The following is a 13,882-nucleotide window of genomic DNA, read 5'->3' as shown; positions in this document are numbered from 1 at the left end:
CAAAGACAAACATCACCACAGGACCCTTCATCAGGGAGGATGAGAGATGAACATTCAGGTTCAAACCACGGCAAGCACCCCGTTCAAGCTGAAATACGGCAATTTCATCGGTGGCGACTGGCGTGAGCCGGTCGGTGGCCGGTATTTTGAAAACACCACGCCAGTCACCGGTGGCAAGCTGTGCGATATCGCCCGCTCCGACGAGCGCGACATCAATCTGGCGCTGGACGCTGCCCATGCCGCCAAGGACAAATGGGGCAAGACCCCCGTTGCCGAGCGCGCCAACATGCTGAACCGCATTGCCGACCGGATGGAAAGCAATCTGGAGCTTCTAGCCCGGGCCGAAACCTGGGACAATGGCAAGCCGCTGCGTGAAACCATGGCTGCCGATATTCCGCTGGCCGTCGATCATTTCCGCTATTTTGCCGCCTGCGTGCGCGCACAGGAAGGCTCGATCGGCGAAATCGACCACGATACGGTTGCCTATCATTTCCACGAGCCGCTTGGCGTCGTCGGCCAGATCATTCCCTGGAATTTCCCGATCCTGATGGCCGCCTGGAAGCTGGCGCCCGCTCTTGCCGCTGGCAATTGCGTCGTGCTGAAGCCCGCCGAGCAGACTCCGGCCTCGATTCTCGTCTGGGCCGAATTGATCGGCGACATCCTGCCGCCCGGCGTGCTCAATATCGTCAATGGCTTTGGCCTGGAAGCTGGCAAGCCCCTGGCCTCCAGCCCGCGCATCGCCAAGATCGCCTTTACCGGTGAGACCTCGACGGGTCGCCTGATCATGCAGTATGCCAGCCAAAACCTCATTCCGGTGACGCTGGAGCTGGGCGGAAAATCGCCGAATATCTTCTTCGAGGATGTGCTGCGCGAAGATGACGATTATCTCGACAAGGCCCTGGAAGGCTTTGCGATGTTTGCCCTTAACCAGGGCGAAGTCTGCACCTGCCCAAGCCGGGCGATCGTCCATGAAAAGATCTATGATCGCTTCATGGAAAAAGCCATCAAGCGCGTCGAGGCCATCGTGCAGGGTGATCCGCTGGATATGGGCACGATGATCGGCGCGCAGGCCTCCAGCGAGCAGCTTGAAAAAATCCTGTCCTATATGGATATCGGTCGTCAGGAAGGCGCCGAAGTGCTGACCGGTGGCCATCGCAATACTCTGTCCGGCGATCTCGCTGGCGGCTATTACGTTAAGCCGACCGTGTTCAAGGGGCATAACAAGATGCGGGTCTTCCAGGAGGAAATCTTCGGCCCGGTCGTCTCCGTCACCACCTTCAAGGACGAGGCCGAGGCCCTGGAAATCGCCAATGACACCCTCTATGGCCTGGGTGCTGGCGTCTGGAGCCGCGATGCCAATACCTGCTACCGCTTCGGTCGCAATATCCAGGCCGGGCGCGTCTGGACCAATTGCTACCACGCCTATCCGGCCCATGCGGCCTTCGGCGGCTACAAGCAATCGGGCATTGGCCGTGAGACCCACAAGATGATGCTGGATCACTATCAGCAGACCAAGAACATGCTGGTAAGTTACAGCCCCAAAGCCCTCGGCTTCTTCTAAACCCGTTGTAAATCCGCCCCGCTGGGCTGCAAATGTCTTCCGCCTGCGCTTCCAGTGCTCACGTACTCTAGGTACGCTCCGCGCTGGTTCTCGCCGGAAGCCATTTTCGCCACAGTGGGGCGAATTTCCAATCGGGTTTAAACCCGCCGATATTCACGTCTGGAGGGGCTGCAAATGGTCATGTCCTGCGCTTCCGGTGCTCACGTACTCTTATGTTTCGCATTCCCGAACGAAAAACCGCTTCACACTTTTTCTGGGAATGCTTTGAAGTACGCTCCGCTCCGGTTCTCGAACATAACCATTTTCGCCACCTCCAGCCGCGAATCTCGACGGGTTTAGGTGTCGAGTTTGTGGTTTTTATACGCTGATGAGAATTCACAGGGCTTGCGGTTCCTGCATTCTTCTCCCCAGCGGGGAGAAGGTGGCGGCAGCCGGATGAGGGGGGCGAAGCCACGACGGACTTCTTTCATTTTGAAACGAGGCAGTTATGGACACGATTTTGGACGGTGAACCAAGGGTCGTCGCGACAGCGGCGGCCATCGATTTGATCGGCGAGATCCGCAGGGATCATCCGCAGATCCTGTTTCATCAGTCGGGCGGCTGTTGCGACGGGTCGTCGCCGATGTGTTATCCCGTGGATGATTATATCGTCGGGGATACCGATGTGAAGCTGGGCGAGATTGATGGGGTGCCCTTCTATATCCATCAGAGTCAGTATGAAGTCTGGAAACATACCCAGTTGATCATCGATGTCGTGCCGGGACGAGGGGGCATGTTTTCGTTGGATAATGGCCGCGAAAAGCGCTTTCTGACCCGCTCCAAGCTGTTCGGGGGTGAGGTCTGCGCTTTACCTGTCCGCTAATAATTTAGCCGAAGCGCTAAAATCCCGCTCTACAGCAAGCCGCATTTGGCGCAGGCGGCGTCGATGATTTCGAGCTTGATGGCTTGCGCCCTCGCATATTCTCGTCGGAAGGGGTTGGAAACCCAGAGTTCCGAGCGTCCACGCCGTCCTTTCCAGCCGATGGTTCCGGCGTTTGCGGCATCGAGCAGCTTGCGGGTAAGATGCGAGCGTGACAGGTGGAATGTCTCGGCCATGGCCTGGATCGATACGGTGCCGATCAAAATCTGCTCAGCGTCGGCCTCGGTATCCTGACTCTTGGCGATCAGCCAGTCGATAATGATATTGCCGTTGTTCAGCCAGACGAAGGGATCGAAAATTTCCGGCTGCTCGCGCAGCTCAGGCGTCTGCATGAAGGCGGAAGCGATAAGCGGATGCAGCTTGCTCATGTCCCGGCCACTGGCCTCGAAATTCTGTAACCGTGTGCCGTCGTCGAACCCGTCCAGGCTTCGCAGATGGATCTCCATCCAGCCCGCCGCACTGCCAAGGCTGGCCTCGCTCGGCACAAGCGGTCTGCTGCGGCGGTCGGTGGTGGTTGTTTCGCGGGCGATGCCGTAGGTTTCCATTTCCTTCAGAAATGCATCCGCCGTATTGCGGCTGGCCACACCAGTGGCCTCGACAAAGTCGAAATAGCGGGCAGGCAAGATCTGGCCCATCTCAAAATATTGCATCAGGGCAATCTGTCCGAGAAGCCAGCGCTGGTGACTGGCAAAAACCCTGGCGATCTGAGGGTGCTCCTCGAACCGTTTCAAGAAGGCCTCCGCCTGCACGCGGATGATCGGATGAATCCGCGGATGGGATAGCATGGCGCTGGCTGTGAAAGGCATGGCCTGGTGTTTCGTTGGCTGCGCTGGAATATCGTCTTGAGCTTGCGTGCAGGTCATGGTGTCCGAGCCATTTTTTCTATGCAAATAGAAGGGTATCCGAAGCTCAACCATTCATCAATGGAATAGCGGCCTGCAACCATTCTGTTTTGACCAGATTGTTTTTGCTCTTCGTGGAATCGCAGCAACACTCTCGCTCTTGTTTGTACGCATTTCCTGACAGAAAGTCGGTATCCACTTTTCCTGGAAATGCTCAATAGATTTTTGGTGGAAATTTTTACACAGGATCGGTGCTGACGTCATGCCAGCCGGAAAAGCATCTGCGACGAATAGGGGATTTCCGTTTTGCATCGGAATGCGAAAAGGGTGGTCCGTCTCCCCAAAAAGATAAACGGCAGCAAAATGCGCTGTAACACGTTAAATTTGCCAGGTAATCCCTGAAACCGCTTCCGGTTCAGGGACTTACGCAGGCGTGCCGAGACGATTAATCGAACAGGCTGGAAACCGAGGCTTCGGCGCTGGTGCGGTTGATGGCTTCGCCAAGCAGGGTGGCGGTGCTCAACACCCGGATATTATGGGCCGATTGAACCGCGACGGTCGGCTGGATGGAATCTGTGATCACCAATTCGCGCAGTTTGGAGGAGGTGACGCGGGTAACGGCGCCGCCCGATAGCACCCCATGGGTAATATAGGCGGTAACGCTGGCTGCGCCCATGTTCAGCATCGCTTCAGCCGCGTTGCAGAGCGTGCCGCCGCTATCGACGATATCGTCGATCAGAATACAATCCTTGCCTTCGACATCGCCGATGATGTTCATCACTTCGGACTCGCCTGGACGATCGCGACGCTTGTCGACGATGGCCAGAAGACAGTCCAGACGCTTGGCAAGCGCACGCGCACGCACCACGCCGCCGACGTCAGGTGAAACGACCATCAGATTGGCAAGGTCGTAATGTTCCTTGACGTCACGGGCGAGGACGGGTGCTGCAAAAAGGTTGTCGGTCGGGATATCGAAAAAGCCCTGGATCTGACCGGCATGCAGATCAAGCGTCAGAACACGGTCGGCGCCCGCCTCGGTGATCAGGTTGGCAACCAGCTTCGCCGAGATCGGTGTGCGGCCAGAGGCGCGACGGTCCTGGCGGGCATAGCCGAAATAGGGAATGACGGCTGTGATCCGCCGCGCCGAAGAACGGCGGAAGGCGTCGATCATGATCAGCAGTTCCATCAGGTGGTCATTGGTCGGAAACGACGTCGACTGGACGATGAAGATATCCTCGCCACGCACGTTTTCCTGAATTTCCACGAAGATTTCCTGGTCCGCAAAGCGGCGAACACTGGCTTTTCCAAGGGGAACATTGAGATATTTACAGACCGCTTCAGCAAGTTGCCGGTTCGAATTACCTGCGAAGACCTTCATTTGTGCCCGCCTGTTTGCATCCCGATGCGCGACCCCGTCTGGGCATCCCGCCTCGGATTAAAACTGTTACAACCGACCCCAGCACACTTGTTTCATGCGCGGCGCTGCAATGCGGGCTTTTTAGCGCCCTTGCCCCTGAATGCAAGTGGTTTGCGACAGTTCTCACGGAAATTCGTAAACGAAGTGATTTTCCCGCAAGCAGCGTTCCGAATTGGCCTGGATTCGGGGCGCAAAATAGAGCGTTTGATGGGTGGTAATTATCGGCCAAAAGCGAAATTTCCGCTACAGAGATTGATAAACCACCTGTTGTTATAAAATGCGCTTCATATCCTTAAATCGTCCGTCTGAGTGATACGCATAGGCTGTAGACGTATAGTCGTCATTTTGTGAATTTCTGTTTTATGAAAAGCAATGGGCGTATGGCTCTCGGAGAGAATATCCGAAGCCGCAGACAAGAACTTGAAATTTCTCAAGAAAGACTAGCAGAGCAGGCTGGGCTTCACAGAACTTATGTTGGCGGAGTTGAGCGTGGCGAACGCAACGTAAGCCTCGACAATATTCTAAGTATTGCAAGGGCGCTTAACACTACTGCTTCAGATTTGATGCGTGGTGTTAGCTAATGTTGGTATCTCCATATGCTGAGCGCCCTCGAGAAGAATGGCCTGATATAACGCGGCGGCTAGTTGAAGTATTTCCTCTTCATACAGATGAGTTACTAAAATTCGTTGATAATGCTTGGCACAACTTATTCAATTCCAGTTTTGGTGAAAGTGGTCTCCAGATAGGAATGGACATTCTGCTTCCAGCCCAAGCTACTGGAGTTTTGCTGGAGCGCTTAATTGCTGTCGAAATGCAAAAAAATCTTGAAGGCTGGAGAGGTGGTAGAGTTAAAAATGAAAAAGATATTGTGTATGAAAATGACTTAAATTTTTCCTTTGAGATAAAAACATCTTCAAGCCGATCAGGTTTGTATGGAAATAGAAGTACAGGACATCGTGCTGAAGGCAGAACAAAATTTCGCTCTGGATATTACCTTGTAATTAATTATAAGCTTCCGACAGAAGACGATAAATCAAAAAGCATTCTTAATGTTAGATTCGGCTGGATCGACGATGACGATTGGGTTGGGCAGACCAAGCCAACCGGACAACAAGCGTCAATTGGTGTTAGTCTAGCGAAGCTAAAGCTGATCACAATTCGAGGGACGATCTAATATCAAAAGGTAATGTGGCTTGGGCGCGTTGAATCTCTTGAGAGCGGCGCATGCTTTTTAGACGATTAGAAGCCATTTCTACATAACTTGAGTCAATCTCAAATCCGATTGCTTTTCGTCCTAATATAGCTGCGGCCTCTAACGTGGAGCCAGACCCGGCAAACGGGTCAAGGACTAAATCGCCAGGATTGCTAGACGCGAGGATCGCTCTACTTACTAGAGCTAGCGGGAATTGCGCAGGGTGTGCTGTACGTTCCTTGGAAGAGCGATTAGCTCCTGAAGTGACTTTTGGGATTTGCCAGACGTCAGAAGGATTTTTTCCGTTTGGATTGCACCTCAGCTTCCCATTTTTTTTCTGATTTGGATATTTAACGTTTGTGTCTCGAATATCATCAAGATTAAAGACGTATTTCTCAGAGTCTTTTACATACCAAAGTAATTTCTCATTGCGTGGTGAGAGGAAAAGTCGACCAGCAACACCCGCTCCGTAATTCCAGACGACTTCTTGAATCAAGAAAAATGGAATTTTATCCCATATAAGATACGGCAAAGGCATGGCCTTTGCTTTTCCTTGGATAGGCATATAGCCGACATTTAGCCAAAATGAACCGGACTGCGTAGTAATGTCATGAACTAGACAAACCCAATCAGCTGTCCATTTGATGTAATCTTCAACGGATCGATTATTTTCGTAAGATTTTCCAATATTATACGGTGGCGAGGTTACCGTAAGCGGAATCGATTCGGATGGAATCCTCCTCATCAAATCAAAGCAGTCGCCATTATATAGAAGGATGTCATCGTCCTCATAGGCAGGGCGGCCTAAGGATGCTCTAATCGAGGAAAAGTTTTTTTGCATTGCGTCACTAACAAATGGAACTCATAGTCATCATAAAAGAGGTTGGTTTGAAGTCAATGATATGGGTACATAAATCAAGATTTATGCACCATTTTTCCGTTTACGCAATTTCTGACGCTTCAACGGCGTAAAATTCAACTGCATTTCGATGCCAGCAAAGGGCAAATATTGACCACGGTCGAAATGCACCAAAAGCCGAAACCCGACCATCTCGCCCTACCGCCTCATTCGCCACCAAACGAACGCGGCCATTTCCACCGTCACCCCGTATTTTTCGCACGCCAGTCAACATATTCCTCAAGGGTCTTGTTGGCGATGATCTGCATGACGGAGGCGGGGACGGCGGCCCAGGGGTCTTGGGCTTTGCCCGGCACAGTCTGCTGGCCCTGGATGCGGTGCAGGCGGTTGCCGCTGGCGTCGAGAACGTCCCAGACATAGACGACGGTGATCTTGCCGCCCTCGCCATAGGCGGAGAAATAGCCTTTGAGGATATGGCGGGCCTGTTCGCCGCTGGAGCTGCGCATCATCAGGCCTTTGGCGCGGGCCTCGGCCCCCAACTGGCGTGAAAGCGGGGTCACGGCCTCAACCGGCGCGCCGATGATCGGCAGGAAGCGGATCGAGTCTGGTCCGGCATCGCCAGCCGGAGCAAGCGAGGCTTGCTGCGAAGGGGTGGGCGAGGCAGGAGCCGCTGCCTCATCATCGGTTTGCGGAGCGAGAGCGGCCTGTTCCTCAGGCTCTGATTGGTTGACCGCTGGTCCAGCCTCGGCCTGCGCGTGCATCTGGCTCTGCTGCCGTTCTGGCTGCTGCCAGCTTTGCTGACGGCGGGGCTGGCCGTCCAGAGGCTCGGAGGCAACCGGATTATAGCCGTTTTGGAGAGCTTGAGCCTGGGCTTCCAGCGAATTTTGTGGCTGGGCCTGCTGCTGCGGATAGGGGGAGTAGGCCTGTTCCGGCGCTTGCTCACGCATCTGGCGATGCGGGCGGCGGGGAACCTCCTCATTCTGGCGCATGGCCGTCTGCATGTCTTCACCGGTCAGCGGCTTGCTGATCGAGCCGCTGGTGCCGACATCAAGGGGGGGTGTCAGCGTGTCGGAGACGCTGCAACCGGCCAGACCGGCACTGGCCAAGCCAGCGCTGGCCAGACCACCAAGGGCCAGAACGAGCGCGGAGCCGATGCTGGAAGCGGGACGTCTCATTGGCTGCCTCCTTAACGGCTGCGTTCGTATGAGAATCCCGCGATTATCTTCCTAAAACGTTAAATTTTGCTTCAAACACGACGTACATGTCGCCTTTTATCGACGAAATTGCATCTTTGATGTCAGGGCATCGAAGATGCTCATGCCTTGACGATCAGGTCCAGCGGATGACGCGACAGCGCGCGCGGTGCGCCTTCGGTGGTCAGATAGGTATGGCCGAGCGTCATCGCGGTCTCGCGTTCGGAATCCATGATGATCATGTGGATGAACAGCGACATATCAGGCAGGATTTGCTGCGGATTGCCGATATGGAACATCTGGTGCTCCATCCAGGACGGGGAGAAGCGGGCGCCCAGCGAATAGCCGCAGGCGTTCAGCCGGTGGCGGGTCAGACCGCGTTCGTCCAGCACTCTTGCATGGGTCTCGAACACGTCCCCGAAGGTATGGCCGGGCCGCAGCACGGTTTCGATTTCCTGGATCGCCTCGCGGCAGGCGGCATAAAGCTCGCGGTGGCGGGGCGAGGGTTCGCCGACCAACACGGTGCGCATCATGGCGACATGGTAATGGGCAGAAGCGCCAGCCCATTCCAGCGTCAGCTGGTCATTGGCCGACAACGTGCGGCGGCCTGCCTTGTAGCGGCACAGCAGTGCATCCTGACCGGAGCCGATAATGAATTCATTGGCCGGATAATCGCCGCCGCCAGCAAAAACAGCACCCTGCATGGCAGCGAGAATGGCAGATTCGTCGCCCCCGGCTGAAATCAGCGGCAGGGCCGCATCCAGCGCGTCATCGGCAAGACTGGCGGCCTTTTCGACATAGGCAATCTCTTCCGCGCTCTTGATCAGCCGCAATTCGCTGACCAGCATCGAGGCGTCGATCAATTCACCAAAGCTCAGCAATTGATTGTCGAGCAGCCGAGCAATCCGTCCCGTCATGCCATGGGTGTCGTATTCGATGCCCAGTCGGCAGCCGAGCAGGTCGAGATCGTTGAGCAGATCCTTCAGGTCGCTGGTCGGATCGGCATTGGTACGGTCAACCCAGATCAGGATATTGTCGATGGTCGAGGTCTGGCGGGCCTGACGCAGATCCGCCGAGCGGGTCAGAAGCGTCATCGAGCCATCGGCCTTCACCACCAGCGTCTGGAAGAAGCAATAGCCGAAGGTGTCATAGCCGGTCAGCCAATACATGCTTTCCTGGGCAAACAGCAGCATAGCATCCAGCTTCTGTTCGCGCATCCTGTCGGTCAGGCGTTCCAGCCGGGCGGTGTATTCGGCGTTTGAAAAATGCAAAGTCATGCGCGAGGCCCCTGAAGCATGATGGCGGAGATCTGGCGGCCGTAGTCCGGCTCGCCAGCGTGGGTGGTGCGGCGATAGGAGAAGAACCGCTCCGGGTCGCCATAGGTGCAGAGGCCAAGCATGTCGGCGGCAATCCCGGCATCCGTCAATCGTTTTACCGTAAAGCCCGGCAGGTCGAACATTGAATGGCCGGGTTTGGTCGAAGGCGTGAAGAATTGCTGATAGGCCGGATCGAGGGCCAGAAACCGCTCGACGAATTCCGGGCCAACCTCATAGGCCTTGGCGCTGATCGACGGGCCAAGCGTGGCAACGATGCTGGTGCGGGCAGCGCCAAGCGCGATCATTGCCTCGATGGTGTTTTCCAGCACGCCGGTCAGCGCGCCCTTCCATCCGGCATGGGCAGCCCCGATGATGCGGCTGACCGGATCGGCAAACAGGATCGGTCCGCAATCGGCGGCAAGCGCCCCCAAGATAAGGCCGGGCCGGTCGGTGACCATTGCATCTACCTGTGGCCGCTCGGCCCCGAAAGGCTCTGTCACCGTCACCACATCAGGGGAATGGACCTGATGGACCGTGACAAGATCCGCCTCTTCTCCACCAAACCAGCCCGCCACGCGGGCGCGGTTTTCATGCACATGCGCCGGATCGTCATGGGAGCCGAGCCCGATATTCAGTCCCGCGTAAATGCCGGTGGAAATGCCGCCATGCCGGGTGAAAAAACCGTGGGCAATGCCTGCCGACTCGCAGGGAGCCAGAAGGGCGCTCTGCAAGGGGGATGGTCTGGTCTCGTGCTGAAGGTGGGCCACATCGTGTGTCGAGGACGGCATCGGTGTCCCTTTCGCATGTCTTAATCTGAATCAATCGGCATTATGCCCAGGACTTTGCCCGCAGCGATGGTCACATCCGGCGATTTGGCCGGATGTGACCATCGCTGCGCTAATCTGTCAATCCTGAGTTAAAGGTCGGCCTGAGCTAAAGGTCGGCCTGGGTCAAATGTCCGCTTGGGGTAGGGGCCGGAACGGGGCGAGCGACAGGGTGGGGCTGGACAGGGCAAGCACCTTAAACAATTCCCCCATCCGTCCGACGCCAGCGCCGGCCAGCCGGTTGACGGCTTCGGCCAGTTCAAGCTGGGTGGCCTCGTCCTTGCCGCGCCCCAGAATGCCAGCCCGTTCCTTGATGCCGAGGCCGAGCAGGAAATCGCCCTGGCGCAGGCAGCCGCTGGGTGTGACCCCGGCGGCAAGGGCGGTGCGGGCCAGATCCTCGAAATCGACATGACTGGTCAGATCGGCAATGCCGGGATTGGCCAGTGGCGGATCGTAATCATGGGCGCGCAAGGCTTGCAGCGTATCGCCGAAACCAGTGGAGATATGGCCGTAATCGATAATCAGAGCCGCGCCGCCTTCGGCTTTCAGCCGCTCGCACATGGCGGTCATCACCGCGCGGCGGGCCGGTGAAAATTCAAACACCGTGCCATCAGGCTGGGCGCTGGCGCCGGGTGGCAGAAGAGCAGGATCAAGCGTTGCAACCCCGGTCGAGAAGATCAGCTCGTCGTCCACGCCGAGGCTGACCATCCGTTCGCGGTAATGCGGACCGAGCTTGACGAACTGGCGGATGGGAATGGCGTCGAACAGCTCGTTGGCCACCACCAGCACGAAGCCTTCGGGCACATCGCCAAAGCTGTCATGCCAGTCAATCTTTTCGATATGCGGTTCCAGGCTGTTGCGCTGGATCTGGCGCAGCCGGTCGCTGGTTTCCACCAGATGCACGGTGGAATCCCGGTAGAGGTCAGGGGCAAGCCGGGCGATCACCCGCAGCATGTCGCTCATCATCGTGCCGCGTCCGGGGCCGACCTCGGCCAGCCGCACGGGGGCGGGCAGGCCATGGCGCTGCCAGGCATGGACGATGAAAACCCCGATCATCTCACCGAAGATCTGGCTGATTTCCGGCCCGGTGATGAAATCGCCCGAGGTGCCGAACGGCTCACGGGTCTTGTAATAGCCGAATTCCGGATCGGCGAGGCAAAGAGCAAAGTAGTCCGTGACGCTCAACGGACCGTTCAACCGGATGAGCGCCTTGATCTTATCACCAAGCGTGGTGGTCATGGTCAGCGTTTCCCGATTCATCCTTTTAGTCCTGACGGCTGGTGGTTGCGCCCGGCACGTCTTGCCCGCCAGATAGCCCACAGCCCCAACGCCAGCATCGGCAGCGAGAGTACCATGCCCATTGTTAACCAACCACCTGCCAGATAGCCGAGCTGCTCATCTGGTTCCCGGAAAAATTCAACAAAAATACGCGCCAGCGCATAGCCGCAGATAAATACGCCGCTGATAACGCCTGAGGTTTTCAGCGCGTGGAACCGGCGGACGAGCACTTGCAGCAGCACAAACAGCACGAGGCCTTCCAGTGCTGCTTCATAAAGCTGACTTGGATGGCGAGTGAAGGGACCGCCGGTCGGGAACTGCATGGCCCAGGCTACATCGCTGATTCGGCCCCACAATTCGCCGTTGATGAAATTGGCGATCCGGCCAAAGAACAGACCGATGGGTGCAACACAGGCGACGAGGTCGAACAGCATCCACACGGGCAGACCGTTGCGGCGGGCAAAGACGATCATTGCCAGCGTAGCCCCAGTCAGGCCGCCATGGAAGGACATGCCGCCGCGCCAGATTTCCAGTGCCACCACCGGATTGTCCAGCACCGGTTGCAGATCATAGAACAGGATATAGCCAATCCGCCCGCCCAGCACGATGCCGATGGCCGCCCAGACCAGAAAGTCATCCAGATGCTTTTCGGTGATCGGCGTCGTGTTGCCGGGCCAGAGCGACAGATTGGCGATCATCCGACGCGCCAGCCACCAGCCGATGAGAATGCCCGTAACATAGGCCAGTCCATACCAGCGAATGGCAACGGGGCCGATGCTGAGCGCAATCGGGTCGATCTGCGGATAGGGCAGAATGGCGAAAAGGCTGGCTACTGTGTTCAAGGATATGCTTTCATTCGATTTGTCCGAAAAATGGCGGGCAGGCTTGCGCTGGTCAAGGTGAATCTGCCCGCCCGCCTTGATCTGCTCCGATTAAGGTGAAAATTGCACCGAGAGCTTAAAAAGACGTGAGATCCTCAATGATCTGTGTAAAGGCCGGGAAAAGGCTTTTGGCAAGGGTTTTTGGCGGGCGGCGTTTGGGCGCGTTTGGCGTGGCCCATCCGCTGTTTAGGCGGTGGGTGCAAGGGCTGGTGCTCTTCACGTGGTTTTCTCTTGCATAGCCTGCGCCGAATCCCTACCTCCAAGGAATGCCGCGCCCCAATCGGGCGTCTTGTGGTGGAGCGTAAGGAACACGATCATGAGCACCGGAACAAGCCGTATCATGGATGAATTCGCCAAGTTGATGACCGATGCCGCGGGTGCTGCCCAGGGCGTGCGCAAGGAAGCGGAAACCGCCTTGCATGCCCAGGCCGAGCGCTGGCTGAACAGCCTGGACGTGGTGCGCCGCGAGGAATTCGACGTGGTGCGCGAAATGGCGTTGAAGGCATTGGAAGAAAACGAAGCCCTCAAGGCCCGAATCGAGGCGCTGGAACAGCGTACGGGCGGCAGTGCGCCTGTGACCACCGATCCGGCCCTTTAAGAGGGAAAAGCATCGGGTAGCTACGGACCGGCTGGCCATCGGCCCGATTGTCCGTAGATGGGCTTGCAAATCAATAATCACGCTATCTGACGGTTGTGCTCGCGCACAGCCGTTTTTTATGTGCGCTATGGGGTCGTCGGAGCGTTCACCGGGCATTGTGGTTAATGATTGCTTACGTTTTTTTTCCACATGTGGATTGTTCCAAAAAAGGCAATTCCATGAGTCAGTTAAGCCTGTGCATCGGGGTGTTGATACACGCGCTGTCCACAGTGACGCTCGTGAAATCGGCCGGGAGGGGCTGGTTTGGATGAGTGCCCGCTATACACTGATTTTAAATGATGATTCGAAACGAACCCGACCAGTTTCGGGCAGGGTGCCGCAAGCATTCTGGGGCTATCGGGTGTCATTCGAAGCGTATTTCCGGTCAGTGCGTTGTGGTTTGTCGATGGTGTCAGCATGTCGTCGTCACAAGGGCATTCCCGGTTTAGAAGGTGCGGCATGAGCCTAATGGAATTTCAATTTGAACGTCAGTCCAACCCGGTCGATACGATCGAGTATGTGGCCTCCAATAATGACTGGTCTTTCGAGCGGTCCGGCGAAGATGAAATCGCCATGACTGTGGATGGCCGCTGGGCTGCCTATCACGTGTCCTTCTCCTGGATGGAGGAATGCGAGGCGCTGCATCTGGCCTGTGCCTTCGATATCAGGGTGCCGGAACCCAGGGTCAACGAGATCATCCGCCTGCTGTCGCATATCAATGGTCAGGTTCTGATGGGCCATTTCGATCTGTGGCGCCAGGAAGACGTGGTGATCTTTCGCCAGTCGCTGCTGCTGGCCGGTGGTGCCGAGCCGACCAACCAGCAGGTTGAAGTGCTGTTGTCCAGCGCGGTCGAGGCCTGCGAGACCTATTTCCAGGCTTTCCAGTTTGTCGTCTGGTCGGGGATCGATGCCAAGTCTGCCATGGATGCGGCCTTGTTCACCACGGTCGGAGAGGCCTGAGCA

The 13,882-nt window shown here is 56.5% G+C and carries 14 protein-coding genes; 6 read left to right on the top strand and 8 right to left on the bottom strand.

The annotated features are described in order from the left end of the window. Positions 1 to 46 precede the first annotated feature (46 nt). Positions 47 to 1,561 carry an aldehyde dehydrogenase gene (adh, locus tag FS819_RS10300; RefSeq protein ID WP_060719837.1) on the top strand — a complete coding sequence of 505 codons (1,515 nt, stop codon included), beginning with the start codon at positions 47 to 49 and terminating at the stop codon, positions 1,559 to 1,561. A 496-nt stretch (positions 1,562 to 2,057) separates the two neighbouring features. Then, positions 2,058 to 2,423, top strand: coding sequence for a DUF779 domain-containing protein (locus FS819_RS10295; RefSeq protein ID WP_114386955.1), 366 nt, complete (start codon positions 2,058 to 2,060; stop codon positions 2,421 to 2,423). Positions 2,424 to 2,452: 29 nt separating this feature from the next. Here FS819_RS10295 and FS819_RS10290 read toward each other — a convergent pair whose 3' ends face one another. Both FS819_RS10290 and FS819_RS10285 read right to left on the bottom strand, forming a co-directional pair. After that, positions 2,453 to 3,286: a hypothetical protein gene (locus FS819_RS10290; RefSeq protein WP_147274070.1), complete on the bottom strand. Its 834-nt coding sequence runs from the start codon at positions 3,284 to 3,286 to the stop codon at positions 2,453 to 2,455. 481 nt (positions 3,287 to 3,767) lie between these two features. After that, positions 3,768 to 4,700, bottom strand: coding sequence for a ribose-phosphate pyrophosphokinase (locus tag FS819_RS10285; RefSeq protein WP_015916696.1), 933 nt, complete (start codon positions 4,698 to 4,700; stop codon positions 3,768 to 3,770). Between the two features lie 401 nt (positions 4,701 to 5,101). Between FS819_RS10285 and FS819_RS10280 the strand changes: the two genes are divergently transcribed. Both FS819_RS10280 and FS819_RS10275 read left to right on the top strand, forming a co-directional pair. Continuing rightward, positions 5,102 to 5,320, top strand: coding sequence for a helix-turn-helix domain-containing protein (locus tag FS819_RS10280; RefSeq protein ID WP_156546590.1), 219 nt, complete (start codon positions 5,102 to 5,104; stop codon positions 5,318 to 5,320). After that, entirely contained in the window at positions 5,320 to 5,913 is a 594-nt protein-coding gene (locus tag FS819_RS10275) for a ScaI family restriction endonuclease (protein WP_156546588.1), read from the top strand. Before FS819_RS10280 ends, FS819_RS10275 begins: the two co-directional genes overlap by 1 nt. Here the strand turns inward: FS819_RS10275 and FS819_RS10270 are convergent. The 6 genes from FS819_RS10270 to lgt all read right to left on the bottom strand — a co-directional run bounded on the left by FS819_RS10270 (position 5,891) and on the right by lgt (position 12,243). Next, on the bottom strand, positions 5,891 to 6,772 hold the full coding sequence (locus FS819_RS10270) for a DNA-methyltransferase (protein WP_156546586.1): 882 nt from the start codon (positions 6,770 to 6,772) through the stop codon (positions 5,891 to 5,893). The genes FS819_RS10275 and FS819_RS10270 overlap by 23 nt on opposite strands. Before the next feature lie 260 nt (positions 6,773 to 7,032). Then, on the bottom strand, positions 7,033 to 7,965 hold the full coding sequence (locus tag FS819_RS10265; protein ID WP_174089240.1) for a hypothetical protein: 933 nt from the start codon (positions 7,963 to 7,965) through the stop codon (positions 7,033 to 7,035). A 140-nt stretch (positions 7,966 to 8,105) separates the two neighbouring features. Next, positions 8,106 to 9,260 (bottom strand): M24 family metallopeptidase, encoded by a 1,155-nt coding sequence (locus FS819_RS10260; protein WP_156546584.1) that lies wholly within the window; start codon positions 9,258 to 9,260, stop codon positions 8,106 to 8,108. Next, positions 9,257 to 10,087, bottom strand: coding sequence for a peptidoglycan editing factor PgeF (gene pgeF, locus FS819_RS10255; protein WP_156546582.1), 831 nt, complete (start codon positions 10,085 to 10,087; stop codon positions 9,257 to 9,259). Before pgeF ends, FS819_RS10260 begins: the two co-directional genes overlap by 4 nt. A 162-nt stretch (positions 10,088 to 10,249) precedes the next feature. Beyond that, entirely contained in the window at positions 10,250 to 11,362 is a 1,113-nt protein-coding gene (locus FS819_RS10250) for a class I SAM-dependent methyltransferase (protein ID WP_156547071.1), read from the bottom strand. 17 nt (positions 11,363 to 11,379) lie between these two features. Beyond that, positions 11,380 to 12,243 carry a prolipoprotein diacylglyceryl transferase gene (lgt, locus tag FS819_RS10245; RefSeq protein WP_156546580.1) on the bottom strand — a complete coding sequence of 288 codons (864 nt, stop codon included), beginning with the start codon at positions 12,241 to 12,243 and terminating at the stop codon, positions 11,380 to 11,382. A 355-nt stretch (positions 12,244 to 12,598) separates the two neighbouring features. Here lgt and FS819_RS10240 point away from each other — a divergent pair, with 355 nt between their 5' ends. Together FS819_RS10240 and FS819_RS10235 are read left to right on the top strand one after the other, a co-directional pair. After that, positions 12,599 to 12,880 (top strand): accessory factor UbiK family protein, encoded by a 282-nt coding sequence (locus tag FS819_RS10240; protein WP_156546578.1) that lies wholly within the window; start codon positions 12,599 to 12,601, stop codon positions 12,878 to 12,880. A 498-nt stretch (positions 12,881 to 13,378) separates the two neighbouring features. Beyond that, on the top strand, positions 13,379 to 13,879 hold the full coding sequence (locus FS819_RS10235) for a type III secretion system chaperone family protein (RefSeq protein WP_070164214.1): 501 nt from the start codon (positions 13,379 to 13,381) through the stop codon (positions 13,877 to 13,879). The last annotated feature ends 3 nt before the right edge of the window (positions 13,880 to 13,882 follow it).

This window comes from Allorhizobium sp. Av2, assembly GCF_021462805.2.
GTDB classification, from domain to species: Bacteria; Pseudomonadota; Alphaproteobacteria; order Rhizobiales; family Rhizobiaceae; genus Allorhizobium; species Allorhizobium vitis_G.
This window is presented reverse-complemented; position numbering and strand designations above follow the sequence as displayed.

Bases quoted from the DNA above. Each gene is read 5' to 3' on its own strand.
- FS819_RS10235 (WP_070164214.1), top strand. From the start codon at position 13,379: ATGAGCCTAATGGAATTTCAATTTGAACGTCAGTCCAACCCGGTCGAT.
- FS819_RS10265 (WP_174089240.1), bottom strand. From the start codon at position 7,965: ATGAGACGTCCCGCTTCCAGCATCGGCTCCGCGCTCGTTCTGGCCCTT.
- FS819_RS10270 (WP_156546586.1), bottom strand. From the start codon at position 6,772: ATGCAAAAAAACTTTTCCTCGATTAGAGCATCCTTAGGCCGCCCTGCC.
- FS819_RS10260 (WP_156546584.1), bottom strand. From the start codon at position 9,260: ATGACTTTGCATTTTTCAAACGCCGAATACACCGCCCGGCTGGAACGC.
- FS819_RS10285 (WP_015916696.1), bottom strand. From the start codon at position 4,700: ATGAAGGTCTTCGCAGGTAATTCGAACCGGCAACTTGCTGAAGCGGTC.
- adh (WP_060719837.1), top strand. From the start codon at position 47: ATGAACATTCAGGTTCAAACCACGGCAAGCACCCCGTTCAAGCTGAAA.
- pgeF (WP_156546582.1), bottom strand. From the start codon at position 10,087: ATGCCGTCCTCGACACACGATGTGGCCCACCTTCAGCACGAGACCAGA.
- FS819_RS10250 (WP_156547071.1), bottom strand. From the start codon at position 11,362: ATGACCACCACGCTTGGTGATAAGATCAAGGCGCTCATCCGGTTGAAC.
- FS819_RS10280 (WP_156546590.1), top strand. From the start codon at position 5,102: ATGAAAAGCAATGGGCGTATGGCTCTCGGAGAGAATATCCGAAGCCGC.
- FS819_RS10290 (WP_147274070.1), bottom strand. From the start codon at position 3,286: ATGCCTTTCACAGCCAGCGCCATGCTATCCCATCCGCGGATTCATCCG.
- FS819_RS10275 (WP_156546588.1), top strand. From the start codon at position 5,320: ATGTTGGTATCTCCATATGCTGAGCGCCCTCGAGAAGAATGGCCTGAT.
- FS819_RS10240 (WP_156546578.1), top strand. From the start codon at position 12,599: ATGAGCACCGGAACAAGCCGTATCATGGATGAATTCGCCAAGTTGATG.